This window comes from Bacillus sp. B1-b2 (assembly GCF_009183415.1).
In the GTDB taxonomy this organism is placed as follows: domain Bacteria; phylum Bacillota; class Bacilli; order Bacillales; family Cytobacillaceae; genus Niallia.
In genome coordinates this window covers 94,405-115,648 of record NZ_WEHU01000005.1, presented here as the reverse complement: position 1 = coordinate 115,648, position 21,244 = coordinate 94,405, and the positions used below count along the sequence as shown (strand labels likewise).

The following is a 21,244-nucleotide window of genomic DNA, read 5'->3' as shown; positions in this document are numbered from 1 at the left end:
TAATGATGGTTATTTACCATCATCACTTATCAAGCCATTTTAATAAATAGCTTGATAAGGTAGGAGAGTATACTCGTAGGCCAATGGATGGTGGCTTTACTCCTTTCATAGCTTCTAGAGGGTAACCTAGCCATACAATGGTCTCTTTAATTATAACAATTGGAAAATTCAGGTCTTTTATTAGTAATGGTTTATATGGAGATAAAAGACCTTTTGTTGAATTAGATAGTATTGTATCTTCTGGTAGTGCAATGAATACCTCATTTTCCGCTCTTTGTAAATCTCTTTGTAGTAATTCTGTTTTTTGAGCGTGTGTCCAAAAAAGTTTTGGATTTTTATCTTTAATCCATGATCCAATAGCAGAGGATGTTAATACGGTATTCTCTTCCTCTTGATGTTTAATAAGTGTATGAATAGTGCTTTGTTTAGCTGTCTTTCTTTTAATAAATTCTCGATTACCAATATGAATAAACTTCCCTTTTGAACGAGTGATTGCTACATTCAATAGTCTTTCGCTATCTCTTCCTGTTAAAAGCATTCCAGCTTTCAATAATGGCTCACTTTCTACACTATCAAAGATAATCATATCTCTTTCGCTACCTTGAAAACGATGAACTGTAGCGACAGTTACTTGCTTATTTTGCATAGATAAAGGGAAAAATTCATTAGCCATGCCTTCCATTAATTCTGCTTGTGCCCTATATGGTGTTACATAGCCTATACTTTCCATATTATTTTGAATAGCTTCGTTCATAACTTGTAAAGCTAAAAGGGAATGCAAAATATTAATTCTTGATTTTGTTCCTTTTTCAAAGGAGGAAAAATGACCCATATTACTAGAATCTAATAATATATTTGCTTCCCCAATGAAGGGTGCTTTCTCGGTAATAGTTTTCCTAGTATTTTCGACACTTTTATGATCTGCCACTAAGGAATGATATACATATTTATTAGTGAACGCAGATATGCTTGGATGCATCCTTCTTTGCTCATTTAATAATAAAAGTTGAGGATGAAGGGTCTTAGAATCTACACGATCAGCTACATTGGAAGCATGAAAGATATCATTTTTCAACCATTTCTCTACTAAAGGTTGACGACTTGCTGCTATTGGAGGCAATTGTTTAAAATCTCCGCAAATAATAGTATTTTTGGCTAATGAGGCTGTAAAAGCTACTTGTGGAACATATGCCATGCTCGCTTCATCTAGTATTACTAGGTCATAATCCTCTTCATAAATAACTGCATCTGTTGCTGCCTTAGCCAGGGTTGTACCGATTATCATCGCTTTTTCTACGAATTGTAGTTCTCGTTTTCGTATCCTTTCTAATACCAATGCTAATTTTTCTTCTAGCTTTAATAAACTAGAAGAATCGCGATTAGTAAAAGACATGGCCAAATCTACTTTAAGATTCTTTTTTTCTAGTAAAAGCTCACTCTTTTGTTTAGCTAAGTTAACATCCTTTTCTGTTAATAAAGAACTTGTGGTGATTTGTTCCTTTGCTAACAACTCATCAGATGTATTTCCTCCATATCGAAGAATATCTCCCACTTTAAAGCGATTCTTTAATTTAGCGGTTTGAGTGATTTCCTTCAAAAGTACATCTACTGCTTGATTACTTTGTGCTAATAGTAAGATTCTCTTCCCTTTCCAGTATCTTTGTAAAGCAACTCTAGCTAATGTATATGTCTTCCCAGTTCCAGGAGGACCCCATACAAATGTAATAGGATTATACTTACTTCTTAAAGCAAGCTCATGCACATGATTTTGTATATTTATTGTAGGGTGCTTTGTTTTTTCACTAGGCTTCATTAATTTAATAATTCTACTAAGCTTTCGTTTATTTTTCTTAATAGAATCAAATCGTACTTGGAGCTGCTCTAAAAGTTCCCATGGATCATGGAATAAAGTAGCTTCAGATACCTCTTCTCCAATCATTTTTTCCAAATGAATGATTAAGCTTTTTCCATCAGAGGAAAGTATTCTACCTTTCAACTGATTCGTGTACCAATTAAGGGTAACGGAAGAGCCAATTGGTATTTTCACTAAACTAATACTTTCAAAATAATAGGTGTAGTTTTCTCCAGTATTTAAAAGCTTACCATTATATATGGCCAAGCTATTTGGTGTATGTCTTTTTAAAAAGTTTATTTCTTGTTGTAATGCTTCTTGCCACTCTTTAATGGTTGAAATAATATTTGTCATAATCTAAACCTTTTCTCTAAAATTCGTTTATCCATTATAACATGAAGAGTAGGGAAGAAATAGTGAGTAGTTATTGGTAACCAAGACTCTAATTATTAGGGATGAATCTAGGTTAAAGATTAATACACCTATTTTCCATCGTGTATAGGAGAAAATTATTCTATTATATTTCCTCCTAGAATCCGATCGATTTTTCCATCTAATTCTTGTAAGCTTTTTCTTGCTCTAGAGATGGAAATAGTTCGATAATGATGGTGGCCACCTGGCTCTTCATCCTTCTCATCTGCAAGCTTAACTATTTTTTGTAAAGGAGTAAGATTGACAGATCCTCCAGGAATAAAACTATCTGTATGAAATAGTACGGCCAAAGCTATCTCTTTCGCCTTAATCGGATTTTCGCCTAATCGTATTAAAAGTTTATGAGCTCTCTCCGCACCTTTAATGGGATGAATATCATTTTGTTTATATAATTTGTAATCCCATTTTCCGTCTTTATACCATGTGTAATGTCCCATATCATGTAAAAAACCTGCTTTTGCAGCGTTATCTACATCTATATTTCCATTTTTCGCTAACTCAAATGCATGATAAGCAACTGCCAGAGCATGCGCTAAGCCCGATCTGGTTATATATTTCTGTGCAATATGGTGGTTTAAAATATCTGTTAGCTTTACATCTCTCATCTCCGACACTTCCTATCTTGTAGTTTTATTTGTACAATATAGCTGGTTACTTCCTCACGTTAAAAAGTATTTTTCCTATTATATTATAAATTGGGATAAATGATAATTAAAAAGTTCAATTGGATAGGATTTGTTTTATGTTTTCTCTAACGATATTTTTTAATTTTTTTAATAATTTGGTTGCGTAAAATTATTTTCATGATAAAAATTATTGTTATAGATAGAAATAAAACCAGAAATCCCTCCAAAGATAGAATTTCTGGTTCTTTTATTAAGCATTTACTGTTGGCAAATAAGAAACACCCATTAAATACTCATCTACTTTTCTTGCTACTTCACGACCCTCATTAATAGCCCAAACAATTAAACTCTGCCCTCTACGTGCATCACCTGCCGCAAATACACCATCAATATTAGTCGTAAAATCTCCATAAGCTGCTGCAACTTTACGATTCATTGTTTCGATTCCAAAGTGCTTTAATACTGGGCTCTCTGCACCTTCAAAACCAATAGCAATAAATACAAGCTGTGCAGGCCAAACTCTCTCTGTACCTGGAATTTCTTTAAAAAGAAAAGTTCCATCCTCTTGCTTAATTTTCTCCATGGAAACGGTATGAAGCTCTTTTAATTGTCCGAATTGGTCTTTTACCATTTTCTTCGTTTGGATTCCATATTGTCTAGGATCTTCTCCAAATTTTTGTTCTGCTTCTTCATATGCATATTCTAATGTAAAAACATTTGGTGCTGCTGGCCACATATTGTCACTACTACGAACAACACCTAATTGAGGATGTTTACCAAATTGAACAACACTCTTACAATTTTGACGAAGAGCTGTAGCCACACAATCTGCTCCAGTATCTCCTCCTCCTATTACAATTACATCCTTGCCTTGTGCATCGATGAATTTTTTATCCTCTAGGTTGGAATCTAGTAGACTCTTTGTTACACCAGATAGATAATCCATCGCAAAATGCACACCTTCTGCTTCTCTACCTTCCATCACTAAATCTCTTTGTTTTTGTGCACCAGTACAAAGAATGACGGAATCATATTGTTCTCTAAGTTCACTTGCTGTAATATCCTTACCTACTTCTGTATTTGTAATAAAATCAATGCCTTCTTGTGTTAGTAATTTGACTCTTCTTTCTACATCCTTTTTCTCGACTTTCATATTAGGAATGCCATACATTAGCAAACCACCTGGTCGATCTGAGCGTTCATAAACAGTTACAGAATGTCCAGCTTGATTTAGTTGATCTGCACTAGCAAGTCCAGCTGGACCAGATCCAATAATTGCTACCTTCTTACCTGTTCTTTTTGCAGGAATACGAGGTGTAATCCAACCATTCTCAAATCCTTTATCAATGATAGAACGTTCGATATTCTTAATAGCAACAGCAGGATCTGAAATAGCTACTGTACATGATCCTTCACATGGTGCTGGACAAGCACTTCCAGTAAATTCAGGAAAATTATTTGTTTTTAACAAACGATCAAGAGCTTCCTTCCATCTTCCTCTATACACAAGATCATTCCATTCAGGAATTAAATTGTGTATTGGGCAACCTGATGTACTACCTGCAATTTCCATCCCAATATGACAGAATGGAGTTGCACAATCCATACATCTAGCACCCTGTCTTGATAAAACCTCATCAGAGAAAGGAGCGGAATATTTTTTGAAATCTTTTAGCCTAGAAAGCGGATTTCTTTCATCCGCTTCCTCTCGCTTAAATTCTATAAATCCTGTTGCTTTTCCCATACTATTCTCTCCCTTCTACTGAACTGCTACCGTTAACTTACTTGTTTGTTTTTTTTTGTCCTGCTTTGAATTAGTTTCAAATGCTTGCATTACAGCATCTTCTTCTGTTAGCCCCTTAGATAAACCATTTTGAATACTTGAAATCATACGTTTATAATCTTTAGGAATAACTTTAATAAATCTAGAAATATATTTATCCCAATTTGCAAGTACCTGTCTTGCAACCATACTATCTGTATTATCTATATGTTTTTGTAACAGTCCTTTTATTCTCTCTATTTCTGCACGATCTTCTAATGTTTCAAACATAATCATTTCTTTGTTACTTAGGTTTTTAACTTCCTCTACTTGACTGGACAATACATAAGCTACTCCTCCAGACATACCTGCAGCAAAGTTTTTACCTACTTCACCTAAAATGACAACCTCTCCACCAGTCATATACTCTAAACCGTGGTCACCTATACCTTCTACTACGATACTTGCACCACTATTACGAACTGCAAAACGTTCTCCAGCTTTTCCATTAATAAATGCTTCTCCATCTGTCGCTCCATAAAAAGCAACATTCCCTATGATTACATTATCTTTTGCCACAAAAGTATCATTAATTGTTGCTTTTGCTACGATTTTCCCCCCAGATAATCCTTTTCCAATATAATCATTTGCATCACCAGTTAAATAAAGACTCATGCCTTTTGGGATAAATGCTCCAAAGCTTTGACCAGCAGAACCAGAGAAATGTAGATTAATAGTATCTTCTGGTAAACCAGCTTCTCCGTATTTTTTAGAGATTTCACTACCTACAATGGTTCCAGTTACACGGTTTGTGTTTTTAATATGATAGTATAAGTCTACTGACTTTCCATTTTCAATCGCAGACTCTACTGCTGGTAGAATTTTAGTCATATCCATACTTTCAGCAATTTTATGATTTTGTGCCGTTTGATAAGTACGTGGACCATTCATTTGATGTAATAATTTTGATAAATCTAAGCTACTTGCTTTCCAGTGTGTTTGTGCTCTTTCACTCACACCAAGAACATCCGTTCTTCCTACCATTTCCTCTACTGTTCTAAACCCTAGTTGAGCCATTAGTTCTCGAACTTCTTCAGCAATAAATTGCATAAAATGCACAACATGCTGTGGATCACCAGCAAATTTATAGCGAAGCTCTGGATTTTGAGTAGCGATTCCAACAGGACAAGTATCTAAATGACAAGCTCTCATCATGACACAGCCCATTACTATTAATGGTGCAGTTGCAAATCCAAATTCCTCTGCACCTAAAAGACATGCAAGCACTACATCTTTTCCAGTCATTAATTTTCCGTCTGTTTCTAATACAACTCTACTTCTTAAACCATTAAGCATTAATGTTTGGTGTGCTTCTGCTAAACCAAGCTCCCAAGGTAGGCCTGTATGTTTAATACTTGTTTTTGGTGAAGCACCAGTACCACCATCATACCCACTTACAACAATTACATCTGCTGCTCCCTTAGCAACACCAGCAGCAATTGTACCAATACCGCCTTTGGATACTAATTTAACGGATATACGTGCTTCTTTATTTGCATTCTTCAAATCATGAATCAATTGAGCTAAATCCTCAATCGAATAAATATCATGGTGAGGCGGTGGAGAAATTAAACCAACTCCAGGAGTAGAACCTCTAACATCGGCAACCCATGGGTAAACTTTATTACCAGGTAATTGTCCGCCTTCTCCTGGTTTCGCTCCTTGTGCCATTTTAATCTGTAATTCTTTTGCATTTATTAAATAGTGGCTTTTTACTCCGAAACGTCCTGAAGCAATTTGTTTAATATTACTTCTACGATTATCCCCATTTTCATCTATTAGGTAGCGATTTGGATCTTCTCCGCCTTCTCCACTGTTACTGCTAGCGCCAAGTCTATTCATAGCAATCGCTAAGGTTTCATGTGCTTCCTTACTAAGCGATCCAAATGACATAGCACCAGTTTTGAAACGTTTTACAATACTTTCTACCGATTCTACTTCGCTTATATCAATTGCTTGTCGAGAAGAGTTAAAGCTAAATAAGTTTCTGATAAAGCTTAAACTTTCTTCATTTGCTGCAGTAGAATATTGCTTGAATAAGGAATAATCCCCTTTACGACAAGCCCATTGTAACGTATGAATTGTTTTTGGATTGAAGGCATGATGTTCTCCCCCTTTTCTCCATTGAAATTCACTTCCAGAATCAAGGGTTTGATCTATTGATTCTACATAAGCTAATTCGTGACGAACACTTGCTTCCTTAGCAATTGTATCTAAACCAATACCACCTAATTGAGAAACAGTTCCAGTAAAGTATTCATTAATAACTTCTTCTCCGATACCAACTGCCTCAAAGATTTGAGCACCTCTATAACTTTGTACAGTAGAAATTCCCATTTTTGACATTACTTTTACTACACCTTCTGTAATGACAGCATTAAAACGTGTGACTGCTTCGTCATAGCTTAATGGTAGGATTTCTTCTTCTATTGCATGTAAATAGGTTGCATATACTAGATAAGGGTTAATTGCATCTGCTCCAAAACCAATTAAGCTTGCAAAATGATGAACTTCTCTTACTTCACCCGACTCCACGATAATACTTGCTTTAGTACGTAATCCTTTACTTGTTAATTCTTGGTGTAAAGCACTTACTGCTAGTAAAACTGGAATTGCTTTGTTGTTTTTACTCATTCCTCTATCAGAAAGAATGAGTAAAGATACACCATGGTGAATGGCATCTTCTGCTTGCTCTACAAGTTCACGTAAGCTTTCCTTTAAGTTATCACGGAACAGGATATCCAGTGTTCGTGTACTAAATCCAGAAAGTGTATTTGATCTTAATTGTTCCAATTCTGAATTCTTCAGTATTGGTGATTTCAATTGAATACGATGGCAATTCTTTTCATTTGGGTGAAGTAAATCTCCCTCTCTTCCTAACCATGAAAGGGTAGAAGTGACTAACTGCTCTCGTATAGCATCAATTGGTGGATTCGTAACCTGAGCGAATAACTGTTTGAAATAATTGAATAATGATTGTGGCTTATCTGATAACACAGCAAGTGGTGTATCATTCCCCATTGATCCGATTGGATCTTTCCCTTCAAGTACAACAGGAAGTAGATTCTTTTGAACATCTTCGTACGTATATCCAAATGCCTTTTGTCTTGTGAAGAAATCTTCTAATCTTTCTTCTTGTTCTGTTGTATCTTCTAAAGTAATAACTTGATCCAACCACTCTTGATAAGGTTGTTCTGTTGCAATTTGATTTTTCAGCTCTTCATCAGAAATAATTCTTCCTTCTTCTAAATCAATTAATAACATTTTCCCAGGACTTAAACGCTCTTTATACAATACATTGTTTTCCTCAACAGGAATAACCCCTACTTCTGATGAGAAGACAATATAATCATCTTTGGTAACATAATATCTAGCTGGTCGCAAACCATTTCTGTCAAGAATAGCCCCAATTTGTTTTCCATCTGTAAATGTAATAGCCATAGGACCATCCCAAGGCTCCATTAAGCTACTATGATATTCATAAAAAGCTCTTTTTTCATCAGAAACATGTGGGTTCTCTGTCCAAGGCTCTGGGATCATCATCATGGCAGCATGTGCTGGTGTGCGTCCAGATAGGATAAAGAATTCTAAAGCATTATCAAAAACAGAAGAATCACTTCCATTTGCATCTAATATCGGTAATACACTAGATAAATCTGAACCAAATGCTTCTGAAGCAAATTGTTGCTCTCTTGCTTTCATCCAATTGAAATTTCCTCTTAGTGTATTGATTTCTCCATTATGAATTAAGTATCTATTTGGATGTGCTCTTTCCCAACTTGGGAATGTATTTGTACTAAAACGAGAGTGAACAATAGAGAAAGCTGATTTAAATGCTGGATTTTGTAAATCTAAGTAAAATGTTTCTACTTGATCAGAAGTTAATAATCCTTTGTAAACAATTGTGCTAGAAGACAAACTAGCAAAATAAAATTCCTTCTCGTTATTTCTCCCCCAATTTTCTGCTTGCTTTCTAATAATATATAGTTTTCGTTCAAAAGCTAGCTTGTTAGTATGAGAAACATTCTTTTGAATAAATACTTGGCGAACAGTTGGACAGCTTTTTTGAGCGACAATTCCGATTTTTCTGACATCTGTAGGTACAGTTCTCCAACCTAACAGAATTTCACCAGTTTCTTCTATATATTTATTAATTTGAGCTTCTATTTCCTTTCTTTCTACTTCATCTTGGGAAAAAAAGATCATGCCAACTGCATATTCCCCTTGATCTGGTAATTGGAACTCACTTATTTCTTTACGAAAAAATTGATCTGGAAGCTGAACCATTAATCCTGATCCGTCCCCTGTTAACGGGTCACTTCCTTGTCCCCCACGGTGATCTAATTGACAAAGCATACTTAAACCTTTTTTTACGATATCATGTGATGCAATTCCTTTTATATGTGCATATAATCCGATTCCACATGCATCGTGTTCAAACTCTGGTCTATATAAACCTTGTGCTTTTTCCATTTGGTTGTACGTCATTTCAACCACCCCTGTCAGATTTTCTAACAAATTTTTTTATTCAGATAATTCAATTATACTATACAAATTCATATGTACAATATATCATTTAGATAGAAATAATCTAAAAATGAGATCATAAATCATTTTGTCTATTGTATAATACTGTTTATCAATCTAATTACATGAAAAGAAGGTCTAAAGAATGGAATTACGACAACTTAAGTATTTTATTGAAGTAGCTGAACGAGAACATGTTTCAGCAGCAGCAGAACATCTACATGTAGCACAATCGGCTGTTAGTAGGCAAATAGCTAATTTAGAGGATGAACTTGGTGTTCAACTTTTCGAAAGAGAAGGTAGAAATGTAAAGCTTACTTCCATTGGGAAAATATTTTTAGCTCATTCACTAACCATCGTTAAGTCTGTAGATCGTGCTATTGAGCAGGTAAATGCCTATTTAGATCCTGAGAGAGGCTCTATTAAAATTGGCTTTCCTACTAGTTTAGCAAGTCATTTATTACCAACAGTCATCTCTGCCTTCAAAGAAAAGCACCCGAATGTAAAGTTTCATTTAAGACAAGGATCTTATAATTATCTAATGGAATCTGTAAAAAATCGTGAATTAGATTTAGCTTTCCTTGGACCTGTACCAACAGATGACTTTCTATTAAAAGGAAATATATTATTTACAGAGAAAATGTTTGCGCTATTGTCTCATAAACATCCTTTATCAGAAAGAAGATCTATTCGCTTACGAGATTTAAGAAATGATCCATTTGTTTTGTTTCCTGAGGGATATATCTTACAAAAGATTGCCATTGATGCTTGTAAACAAGAGGGATTTTTGCCAACTATCAACGCGGAAGGTGAGGATTTGGATGCTATAAAAGGACTAGTTTCTGCTGGTATGGGTGTAACTTTACTTCCTGAAAGCACTTTTTATGATACGGTTCCAAAATTTACAGTGAAAATTCCAATTGAGGATCCTATTATCAGTAGAACAGTTGGTATTATAGTACCAAGTAATCGAGAATCTCCACCCTCTGTACAAATATTCAGTCGCTATGTCATTGATTTTTTTACTATTTTAGAAAAGTATCAATAGGTGATAAATATGGATCTAACTTTTACTTAGTAGATAAGAACAGAAGTTATGTATCTTATCACTAAGTAGTCAGATCCATTAAAATTTAATTCGCTAGGACTTCGCGCACTAATGAATGAAAAATACTTAATGCATGATCAATCGGTTCTGGCTTTGTAAGATCGATTCCAACACCTTTTAGTAATTCTAAAGGAAAATCAGCGCTTCCACTTTTTAAAAAGTTCAAATAATTTTCTCTGTCCTCTTCGTTCCCTTGTAGAAGTTTATCTGCAATATTTATTGCAGACGCAAATCCAGTGGCATATTTATATACATAGAATGGTCTGTAAAAATGCGGAATTCTTGCCCAGCCGTATTTCACTTCATCTACTACTACTAATTCACTTCCATTATATGATTTAAAGAGCTCTTCATACGTTTCATTGAAGAAATCAAGCGTTAACGGCATTCCTTTTTCCGCTTGTTCATGCACTGCTTTTTCGAATTCACTAAACATTACTTGCGTAAAAAAAGTTCCTTTAAAGCTATCGATAAAATGATGTAACAAATGCTCTCTTTTATCAGGGTCTTTTTCTGTTTTTAGTAAGTACCTTATTAAAAGCACTTCATTTACCGTTGAAGCTACTTCTGCAACAAAGATACTATATCCTGCACTAATTTGTGGTTGATAATTATTACTATAGTAGGAATGCATTCCATGTCCACATTCATGTACAAGCGTAAATAAGCTATCCAAGTCATCTTGATGGTTTAACAATATGTATGGATGTACCCCATAAACCCCTAAGTTATATGCTCCACTTCTTTTACCTGGAGTTTCTCTAACATCAAAGAAACGTTTTTCTTTAAATCCTTTTAATATGGTTATATACTCTTCCCCTAATGGCTTTAAAGCCTCTAACATAATTTCATATGCCTGATCAAAACTAATTTCCATCTCGTCTGCATCTAACGCTAAGGGAACACTTAAATCATAAGCATGAAGCTCTTCTAAATTTAATTTTTTCTTGCGATAACTCATATATTCATCCATATATTTAAGGTTTTTCCTAGTGGAGATAAGCAAATTATCATAAACCTCTAACGGAACTCGATCAGCAAATAAACTTTTATCAAGTGCAGACGTATAATTTCTTATTCTCGATGTTTTTACATTATTTTTAACAGAGGCAGCAAAAGTTGTTGCAATCGTGTTTTTCATATTTAAATAAGGCATGTAATAGGCATGATATGCTTCCTTCCGTCTCTCTCGGTCCTTACTCTCCATTAACTTAGCATACAATCCTCTTGTTAATTCTACTTTTTCACCTTTTTCGTTAGTCACTTCTCCAAATTTAATATCTGCATTGTTAATCATACCAAATACCTGACTCGGTACAGATAATGCTTCTCCAAATTCAGAAAGAATCTCTTCCTTTTCTTTACTCAAGACATGCTTTTTATAAGCAAAAGACTCTAATAAATCCTTCTCAAAATATAATAGTCCTTCTTCTTGCTTTATATAGCTCTTTAAAAGTTCTTCGTCTAATGATAATAAGTATGGCATAAAGAAGGAAGTAGCTTTACTATATTGTTGTCCTATCTTCCTTGCTTTTTCTATTAAGCTCTGTGCATGATTTTCCCTAGTATCTAAATCTAACGAAAGCATACTATATGCATATACCTTTCGATACACAAGGCTAAATTCCTCTGTTTCTTTTAGATAGAGTAGCAAGCTAGCAGAGCCGTCCATTTTATCTTGAAAATGGGATAATCCCTCATTTTTTTGTTCTAAAAGTGCTAAATCTTTCTCCCAATCTGTTTCCGTTTTATAAATATCTTGAAGATTCCAAGTCTCATTTATAGGTACATCTTTTCTTGAGCTATATGTAGTCATATAAACATCCTCCTTTAAGAATTCACTTTCTTCCTATCCAACTTAAATAAGCATAAGATAAAGGAAGTATATGCGGATATCATATACAGCATTATAAAATATTGCAAAGAAATATACTTAGAAAGCTTAATGTCACTTATTTACATCCTTTAACGGAGCTAATTAATCGTTGAACTTATCTGTGCATTTTGTTGCATGATTATTTTGCTTTTTGTATAAGATTTTTTAAAAACACTTGCATATATTTATACATCATGTTATATTTACTAATGCGATGAGCTCTATTGAATAAGTCAATGAACGTTTTATACGCTATGTGGAGCGTAGTTTATTGCCTCAATACGTAGGACACCTATTATAGGTGTCCTTTTTATTTATTTAAATCAAATGATAAAAAGGCTGCCCAATCCAGGCCAAAGATGTCACTTAAAAGAATTTCTTCTTACTAAGCAACACCCGACCAGTTCAGACAACCTTTACTTATGGATCGCTTATTATTTAGAATAATTTAGGTAGTAAGTTTTTTAAGTTCTTCTGTTAGAGAAAAGAACAGCTCTCTGTCACCTGAAATAAGTGATTGATCGATTTGTTTTTTTAATTTCTCCATTTGAAAGTCATAAAGGGCTTTATCCAATACCATCTCAGCAAATAATGAATCAACCACATTTTCTACAGACTGTTTTGGTGCATTTAATAAATACTTTTCCATTTGATTCAACCCCTTTTTCTTTTTTTTATTATAGCAATAATTTTCAGATAATTCAATTATTTTTTATAAGTAATTTTTTCCTTTTATTTTAAAATTAATGACATGGATATTAAGTATAGGCATATAGAGGATAATCATGTATTCTTGTTAAGTAGTATGAAATTGGAAGGAGCTATTATTATGAGTTATAAAATGATTGTATTAGATATGGATGATACATTATTAAGAGATGACCATACCATCTCTGAAGCAACGAAAAGTGCATTAATGAAAGCACAAGAACATGGTGTAAAAGTAGTTCTTGCGTCTGGAAGACCTACATTTGCAATGGTCGATGTGGCAAATGAACTACATTTAGCGGACTACGGAAGCTATATCCTATCCTTTAATGGAGCTAAAATAACCAACTGGAAAACGAAGGAAGAAATATTCAGTAGCACCCTTCCTCCAGAGACTGTACATAAACTGTTTGATCTAAGCACAAGGGAAAATGTTTGGATTCATACATACGTAGGTGATGAAATTGTTACACCAGAAAATAATCCCTTCACAGATGTAGAAGCGAAGATTACTGGTCTACCTATAAAGACTGTAGAAAATTTTAAAGAAGCAATTAGTAATCCCGTTGTTAAAGTATTAATGGTAAAAGAAGCTGAACATCTTCAAAAGGTTGAATCATTATTACAAAGAGAATTAGTATCCGAATTAAGTGTTATGAGATCTAAGCCTTTCTTTTTAGAGTTCACAGAGCTTGGAGTAACAAAAGGGACAAGCCTTTCTATTCTTATTGAAAAATTAGGGATTAAACAGGATGAAGTAATTGCTATGGGTGATAGCTATAATGATGTTGCTATGATTGAATTTGCTGGCTTAGGAGTTGCTATGGGGAATGCTCCTGATGATGTAAAAGCGATTAGTAATTATGTTACAGATACTAATAACAATGATGGTGTTGCAAAAGTTGTCCAAAAGTTTATCTTAGATGAATTAACAGAGTCTAAGTAAATGAACTAATTGATTACTTTAATAGTACTAATACTTATATTCGAGATTATTGGAAGATGAATTGGATTATACTCTAACCACTTTATACTCTGTATGGTAACTAAAAAGAAAGGAGTCTTTGTTAAGACTCCTTTCTACTGTTGAAAAACAAAATTATCTATGGACAATTTGTGAAAATAGAGATCTCCTTGTAACAAAACGTGAAATTCTTTATGTGCTTCACCCATTCAACTATAGAAGTAGTAGAAAATCGAAAGAGCTATGAAATAATGTATGATGCTTTGCACATAGAGAATTTGGAAAAAAACACTTTTAGAAAATAGTCGTAGAAATCCTCTTATTTTCGTTACTACCATGAAAAACAACAGAAATAGATGGAGAATTACGCCTATTTCCTTAGAACACATGAAATCGGAGGGATTTTCCTTTACTTAACCGGAAAACTCCGGTTATTAGCAAGAAAATGAACATTATATTTGCCCTTAGTCGGAATTCTCCGCTTATTTTTTATGCTTCCTACTAATTTAGCTATGGATTTTTTGTTAACAAAATTATAAATATAAGCTTAATCTTTATCCAGATGATTCAGGTTTTAGTGGTGAGACTCCTATGGAATCTGAGAAAGATTTCTACTCCGTAGGCAAAGGGCAGACCTCAGCTAGCTTCGAGCCCCATGGAAAGACCTGTAACGGAAATCAGAACCTTATTAGCGTGTACCATTCCTTATACGAGTTCTCGACTCCCTCATGTAATTAAAATTGGTGGTATTTTCATTGACATAATCTTTTCAACACTGTAAAAAGGAGTCTTAAAATAAAGACTCCTTTTTTACATCTTCTTATTCTACTTCTACTGTCCAACCAAATGGATCTTCTACTTTTCCGTTTTGGATGTTTGTAATTGTATCATATAATTTTGTTGCTAATTCACCAGTTTCTCCATTATTTAATACAATGGACTCTTCATTCCAAAGGAACTCTCCTATTGGTGAAATTACCGCTGCAGTTCCTGTACCAAATGCTTCTTCTAATTGTCCATTTTTGTGAGCTTCAAAGATTTCAGCAATCGTAATTTTTCTTTCTGTTACTGGAATATCCCAATGTTGAAGAAGCTCAATAATACTTCTTCTAGTCACACCTTGTAAGATACTTCCATTTAATTGAGGAGTAACTACTTCTCCATTAATTTTGAAGAAAACGTTCATAGCTCCAACTTCTTCAATGTATTTCTTTTCTACTCCATCAAGCCATAGAACTTGGGAATATCCTTTTTCAGTTGCAACAGTTTGTGCTTTAAGACTTGCCGCATAATTTCCTGCAGTTTTAGCAGCTCCTGTTCCACCAGCTACTGCACGTACATATTCGTTCTCTACGAAAATCTTAACTGGTTTAATTCCTTCTTTATAATAAGAACCAACTGGTGATAAAATAATCATAAATTTGTAGCTTACAGATGCAGCTACTCCTAAGTAAGGCTGAGTTGAAATAACAAATGGTCTTATGTAAAGTGAAGTACCTTCCCCATTAGGGATCCACTCTTTATCAATGTTAATTAACTGCTTCAGAGCTGAAAGAGCAAATTCCTCGTCAATCTCTGGTATACATAAACGATCGTTCGACTTGTTCAAACGTTCAAAATTTTTCTCTGGTCTAAATAAAAGCACTTTATCTTCATCTGTTAAATAAGCTTTCATTCCTTCAAAAACAGCTTGACCATAGTGGAAAATAACAGAAGCAGGGTCTAGAGAAATGGGTTGATATGGGAGAATCTGTGCATCATGCCAGCCTTCACCAACTGTATAGTCCATCATAAACATGTGATCCGTAAATACTTTACCAAACACAAGTGTAGATGGATCTGGTTTTGGTTTCTTTTCATTTGTTAGAGTTACAGTAATTGTTTGTTCAGTCACAGTAAATTCTCCTTACTTTTATATATATTTCTATATATTATAACGCAAAGTTTCCAAAGGAAAAGAGAAAATACTAAAATCTTCATTATTTTTATTTTTAACCTAGTAAAATATAAAGGAGCAACCCTTTTCAAGGTTGCTCACATAATAAAGTCAACGTCCAGATTGTAGATTTCTTTCTATATATATATTTCTTTTCTATTTTTCTATCCAATCTTTTGTTTCTTCTAAAAGTTTATCAATTTCAACAAAAAAAACATCCCATAAACAACTTGTTTTTGCTAATTCTGCTGAATCTTTTAACACTTGATCTATATCCGCTCTAAGTAATTGCATATGGAAGCCTCCTCTTAGCTATTTAGTATGCTATGTTAGCCTCTGTAAGAGCATGAATGAACTAATCTGTGTTCTTTATTATAGCAACTTTCCCATCAAAAACATACTAATTGCCCATTACAATTCTATTACAGGGATGATACAATGAAATTTTTTCATGTAACAATATACGTAGGAAATGAAATAGTATATGATAGTCTCATACTATTCATTTATTGATAACAATGAAAGCATAGATTATGTTTCCAATAATTTTTGGCTATAATGAAGGATATGGAAAGGAGGTACCTATATATTGAGAACACTTTTACGATGGTTAATACTTATCGTCATTATATATGGTATTTGGAATTTCGTCTCAGATAAAAGTAATTCCCTTTCTCTATCTACGGAAGGAAATGAGTTACATGATTCCGTTAATGAAGATTCTATATCAAATGTTCTTCAATTCATCAGTAACGAGATCGGAAAATTAAAATCATTAATCTTACAAACAGAAGAAATACTTCCAGATTGGAATGTAGAAGAAGATACAAAGCTTTCTGAATCTATCGAAAAGCCTGATTTAATCACTCCAGATAAGCAAACTTTTTCTATATATAATATCTCAATTGGAGAAAGTAAACAAAAAGTAGAAGAACTAATTGGAGAATCAAAAAGAGAAACCATCAATGAATATGGAATTTCCTGGTCGACTTATCACCAAGATTATCAAAATTTTATTATGGTGGGCTATGACTCTTCAAATACAGTTGTTGCATTATATACGAATCAAGATTTAATCTCCTCCAAAGATGGGATTAAGCTTGGAAGTGATAAAGAAACTGTTTTAGATTCGCTTGGTGATCCATTAACAGAGCTACAAAAGGGATTTGTTTTCTACAAAATGCCTGATGATCGTGATTATGAGATGTTCTTAATGGACGATTCTTATGTGACTATATTCTTTGATAAACACAAGAACAATACAGTAACAGCTATGCAAATAATCAGTACAGAGTTGGAGGATAATCGAGACGATTTTTATGTTTCAGGTGATGAACAATTAAAGATAGGGTTTGAATATCAACTCTTTGACCTAACCAATGCGAGCAGAGTGAATAATCAATTACATCCACTTGGTTGGGATGATGCCGTAAAAGAGACAGCAAGAGATCATAGTTTGGATATGGCTACAAATAATTACTTTGATCATACGAATTTAGATGGAGAATCGCCTTTTGACAGAATGTTAAATGATGGGATACGCTATTCAATTGCTGGAGAAAATCTAGCATATGGCCAAAACAGTAGTATTTTTGCACATGAAGGACTAATGAATTCTCTTGGACACAGAGAAAATATATTACAAAAGGATTTTACCTTATTAGGAGTTGGAGTTGCTTTTAACGAAAAGTCACAGCCCTACTATACCGAGAATTTCCTTACAAAATAATTAAAGGTCTTCCCTATTCATTTCTTAGAAAGAATGAGGGAAGACCTTTAAACATTTATGGTGATTATTTATTCTAAACAATCATATTTCCTAAGAACCAAAGTAACAAAAAACTAATTAAAATGGATAGGTTAGCTGCTGTTCCAACAAATCTTTGATTATAGTTAAACTCTACACTATATGGTAAAACTGATGTGGGCATCGGTAAGATTAGTGCTATTAAAACAGTATAACGAAACATATCTTCAACAGGCAAAAGAAAAAAGCAAGTAGCTCCTAATACTAATCCTACACTATATCTTAGCCCAAGTACTTTCCCAATCCCTTTCCAATAACTCTTATCAAATGTAAAATTCAAATAGATACCTAACAATAATAGAGATAAAGGCATGTTAGCTTTTGAAATAGTATTTGTAATATCAATTATAGGTGATGGTATTGCTATACCTATGATATTTACGATTAAAATGACCATATAAGTCATAAGTGGAATAGATTTACTCATTTTATGAACAGCACTTTTTACATTTAATGTATCATTCTCTTTTGAATAGTAACTACCAATCAAATAAGAAATCCCAAAAGTAGCAAAAGCATTTCCAATATCAAACATTCCAAAATACTTAATTCCTTCTGCACCCCATATTCCCTGTACTAATGGATAGGCAAAAAGTCCAATATTAAATCCAGGCATTAGCATGCCTAACATTCCTTTATTCGTTCTTGCTTCTTTTCTAAGAAAATATAATCCTATGAATGCAATAAGGATACCGTAAGTTAAACCAATGATTATCAACATAACAAGAGACTTTTCTAGTATAATATTGTGAAAGGTTGAAATAATTAAACATGGTAAAGTAATGTTAAATATTAATCTAGCAATTGCTTCACCATCCTTCTCTTTCAACAAGTTACTTCTTTTAAAAATATATCCTATTGCAATAATGATAATAGAATACATAAATTGGGTATTGAAGTTTTCCATTTACCGTATCCCCTAACAACGAAATTGTATACAAAAAAACCTAATGAAATCACTATACTACGTATTGATCATTCTGCATAGATAGTATAATGAAAAAGAATCAGAGGCTGCTGTTCTACTTTTCCAAAGCAACCTCTGATTCTTTTTACTTAGCTCATACTATTTGTTTGTGTCATTGCTTTATTCACTTCTTTAAGCTTTTTGATGTCTAAGCGAATTAAAAGGGAAACAATTAAAGAAACAATAAACATAAAAGAGAAAACGAGTAAGGTTCCTTGATAACTACCCGTAGTATCTCTAATCCAAGAAACAAAACTTGGACCAGCCACTCCTGCTGCAGACCATGCCGTTAATATATATCCATGTATTGCTCCTAACTGCTTTGTTCCAAATAAATCTCCTATATAAGCTGGAATAGAAGCAAAGCCCCCTCCGTAACAGGACATAATAATACATACAATAATGGAAAAAGCAATGGCATGATTTAAATGTGGAAGAGCGAAAAATGCAACCACCTGAATGGCGAAAAACAATGTATATACATTAGGTCTTCCAATAAAATCCGAAATGGTTGCCCATGCTATACGACCAAATCCGTTAAATATACCCATTACCCCTACTAGTGTAGCAGCTTGGGCTATAGACATACCCGCTAATTCTTGTCCCATAGGTGATGCAACGGCTAAAATGGCTATCCCACATGTAATATTGATAAATAACATAATCCATAAAGCCCAAAATCTTTTTGTTTTAATTGCCTCATTAGCCGTTAATTGCGATAAATCTTTTTGAAGTAAACTTTCTTTTTTATCGGTGGCTTTATACCCTTCTGGCATATATCCTTTAGGTGGTGCCTCTAAATATTGTGCTGAACATAAAATGATAACAAAGTAAATGGCTGCTAATACATAAAATGTATTAGATATACCAATAGTGTTAATGAAATGATTGATGATTGGACTACTTACCATAGACGCAAAACCAAAACCCATAATAGCCAACCCTGTTGCTAAACCGCGTCTGTCCGGGAACCATTTTACCAATGTGGAAACAGGAGTAATATAACCAACGCCTAGCCCTATACCACCAAACATACCATACATAATATATAATAAAGGTAAAGATTCTATACTAGTTGCAAAACCTGCTCCTGCCATGCCAATACCAAATAAAAACGCACAAAGTGTACCAGATGCACGAGGTCCATACTTCTCTACAAAATGGCCTAAAAAGGCTGCGGATAATCCTAAAAATAAAATAGCGATACTAAAAGTCCAAGAAATACTTGTTAAACTCCAATTGTAACTTGCTTCTAAAGGTTTAGTAAACACGCTCCATGCATAAATAGATCCGATGGAAATATGGATTCCTACTGCGGATAAAGCAATCAACCAACGATTTTTTGTTTTCATGTTGTTTTCTCCCCAATTTATGTTATATTTTATTTTTCTTCCCCTTGATAGGTGATGGATAACTGTTCAGCTGCCTTACGAACACCCTCTAATGCTAACTCAACTGTTTCATTTGTATGTAATGTTACAGCCATTCTTCTGCCAACAAGGGTTTTAGGTTTTCCGAAAACGCGGATCTCTGTATCAGGAACTTCTAGTGCTTTGTCTAATCCGTTTATTTGATATACATCACATTCTCTATCTGCTTTTAAGGTTTTACTAGCTCCTGCAGCATATAGCCTTACATTCGTATTCGGTAAGCCTACAATTGCTCTAACATGTAAAGCAAATTCAGATAAATTCTGTGTGATTAACGTAACCATGCCTGTATCATGCGGTCTTGGAGATACTTCACTAAAATATACACCATTCGAAGTCAAGAACAATTCAACACCAAATACCCCATACCCTCCTAACGTGTCCGTTATTTTTTTAGCGATGCTTTCTGCTTCCTCTAGCTGCTCATCTGACATAAAATGAGGCTGCCAAGATTCTATATAGTCTCCATCCTTCTGAGTATGACCAATAGGTGGACAGAAAATAGTTCCGTTAGTGGATCGCACAGTTAGTAACGTAATTTCTGAGTCAAAATGAATAAACTCTTCGATAATTACTCTAGCATTTTTTCCTCTCCCACCCTCTATTGCCTCTTTCCATGATTTTTCTATATCTTCGTTATTTCTACAAATACTTTGACCTTTACCTGATGAACTCATAACTGGTTTAATGACACATGGTTTTCCAATTTTATGTACAGCTTCTTGTAATTCTTCTAAACTATTCGCAAATTCATATTTTGCAGTTGGTAGTCCTAATGTTTCACTTGCAAGTCTTCTAATTCCTTCTCGATCCATGGTTAAAAAGGTCGCATTTGCTGTTGGGACAATGGTAAAACCCTCTTTTTCCATCTCTAATAATGCACTTGTATCCAATGCTTCTATCTCAGGAACAATAAAATCTGGTTTCTCTTTTGTAATAATTTCTCTTAATTGAGCAGAATCTAACATATCAATCGTATAAGAGTGATGAGCTACTTGCATGGCTGGTGCCTCATTATAACGATCAACAGCAATCGTTTCTAATCCCAATCGTTGAGCTTCAATGATTACTTCCTTTCCTAACTCACCTGCTCCTAATAACATGAACTTTTTTGCTTGTGAAGTATATGGTGCCCCTAACATAGATACAAAATCCCCCTTACGAAAATATGATTATTCCTTTATTGTGC

14 protein-coding genes are annotated in these 21,244 nt (G+C 34.0%); 3 read left to right on the top strand and 11 right to left on the bottom strand.

The features are described 5' to 3' along the window. Positions 1 to 22: 22 nt before the first annotated feature. From F9279_RS06570 to gltB, 4 genes are all read right to left on the bottom strand, one after another. Positions 23 to 2,206 (bottom strand): DEAD/DEAH box helicase, encoded by a 2,184-nt coding sequence (locus F9279_RS06570; RefSeq protein WP_152111996.1) that lies wholly within the window; start codon positions 2,204 to 2,206, stop codon positions 23 to 25. Positions 2,207 to 2,361: 155 nt separating this feature from the next. Beyond that, the gene (locus F9279_RS06565) at positions 2,362 to 2,889 is read right to left on the bottom strand and encodes an HD domain-containing protein (protein WP_152111995.1); all 528 of its coding nucleotides are present in this window, start codon (positions 2,887 to 2,889) and stop codon (positions 2,362 to 2,364) included. A 271-nt stretch (positions 2,890 to 3,160) separates the two neighbouring features. After that, positions 3,161 to 4,654, bottom strand: coding sequence for a glutamate synthase small subunit (gene gltD / locus F9279_RS06560; protein ID WP_152111994.1), 1,494 nt, complete (start codon positions 4,652 to 4,654; stop codon positions 3,161 to 3,163). Positions 4,655 to 4,669: 15 nt separating this feature from the next. Then, positions 4,670 to 9,220 carry a glutamate synthase large subunit gene (gltB, locus tag F9279_RS06555; RefSeq protein ID WP_152111993.1) on the bottom strand — a complete coding sequence of 1,517 codons (4,551 nt, stop codon included), beginning with the start codon at positions 9,218 to 9,220 and terminating at the stop codon, positions 4,670 to 4,672. 184 nt (positions 9,221 to 9,404) lie between these two features. On the opposite strand from gltB, the gene F9279_RS06550 reads away from it, so the two are divergent. After that, a complete protein-coding gene (locus F9279_RS06550) occupies positions 9,405 to 10,307 on the top strand; it encodes a LysR family transcriptional regulator (RefSeq protein WP_152111992.1) in 903 nt (300 codons plus the stop codon). Positions 10,308 to 10,392: 85 nt separating this feature from the next. On the opposite strand, the gene pepF is transcribed toward F9279_RS06550, so the two are convergent. Both pepF and F9279_RS06540 read right to left on the bottom strand, forming a co-directional pair. Then, complete coding sequence (pepF, locus tag F9279_RS06545; RefSeq protein ID WP_152111991.1) at positions 10,393 to 12,183, bottom strand: oligoendopeptidase F; 1,791 nt, start codon at positions 12,181 to 12,183, stop codon at positions 10,393 to 10,395. A gap of 508 nt (positions 12,184 to 12,691) precedes the next feature. Then, positions 12,692 to 12,892, bottom strand: a complete 201-nt coding sequence (locus F9279_RS06540; protein ID WP_152111990.1) for an IDEAL domain-containing protein — start codon at positions 12,890 to 12,892, stop codon at positions 12,692 to 12,694. Positions 12,893 to 13,072: 180 nt separating this feature from the next. Here F9279_RS06540 and F9279_RS06535 point away from each other — a divergent pair, with 180 nt between their 5' ends. Then, entirely contained in the window at positions 13,073 to 13,897 is an 825-nt protein-coding gene (locus F9279_RS06535) for a Cof-type HAD-IIB family hydrolase (RefSeq protein WP_152111989.1), read from the top strand. Between the two features lie 838 nt (positions 13,898 to 14,735). Here the strand turns inward: F9279_RS06535 and F9279_RS06530 are convergent. After that, entirely contained in the window at positions 14,736 to 15,809 is a 1,074-nt protein-coding gene (locus F9279_RS06530) for a branched-chain amino acid aminotransferase (RefSeq protein WP_152111988.1), read from the bottom strand. 198 nt (positions 15,810 to 16,007) lie between these two features. Next, complete coding sequence (locus tag F9279_RS25090) at positions 16,008 to 16,145, bottom strand: hypothetical protein (RefSeq protein WP_193224490.1); 138 nt, start codon at positions 16,143 to 16,145, stop codon at positions 16,008 to 16,010. 295 nt (positions 16,146 to 16,440) lie between these two features. Between F9279_RS25090 and F9279_RS06525 the strand changes: the two genes are divergently transcribed. Continuing rightward, positions 16,441 to 17,580 (top strand): CAP domain-containing protein, encoded by a 1,140-nt coding sequence (locus F9279_RS06525; protein WP_152111987.1) that lies wholly within the window; start codon positions 16,441 to 16,443, stop codon positions 17,578 to 17,580. Between the two features lie 73 nt (positions 17,581 to 17,653). On the opposite strand, the gene F9279_RS06520 is transcribed toward F9279_RS06525, so the two are convergent. The 3 genes from F9279_RS06520 to purT all read right to left on the bottom strand — a co-directional run bounded on the left by F9279_RS06520 (position 17,654) and on the right by purT (position 21,197). Continuing rightward, positions 17,654 to 18,565 (bottom strand): AEC family transporter, encoded by a 912-nt coding sequence (locus tag F9279_RS06520; RefSeq protein WP_152111986.1) that lies wholly within the window; start codon positions 18,563 to 18,565, stop codon positions 17,654 to 17,656. Between the two features lie 149 nt (positions 18,566 to 18,714). Continuing rightward, complete coding sequence (locus F9279_RS06515; protein WP_152111985.1) at positions 18,715 to 19,977, bottom strand: OFA family MFS transporter; 1,263 nt, start codon at positions 19,975 to 19,977, stop codon at positions 18,715 to 18,717. A 29-nt stretch (positions 19,978 to 20,006) separates the two neighbouring features. Continuing rightward, positions 20,007 to 21,197, bottom strand: coding sequence for a formate-dependent phosphoribosylglycinamide formyltransferase (gene purT, locus F9279_RS06510; protein ID WP_152111984.1), 1,191 nt, complete (start codon positions 21,195 to 21,197; stop codon positions 20,007 to 20,009). Positions 21,198 to 21,244: the final 47 nt, after the last annotated feature.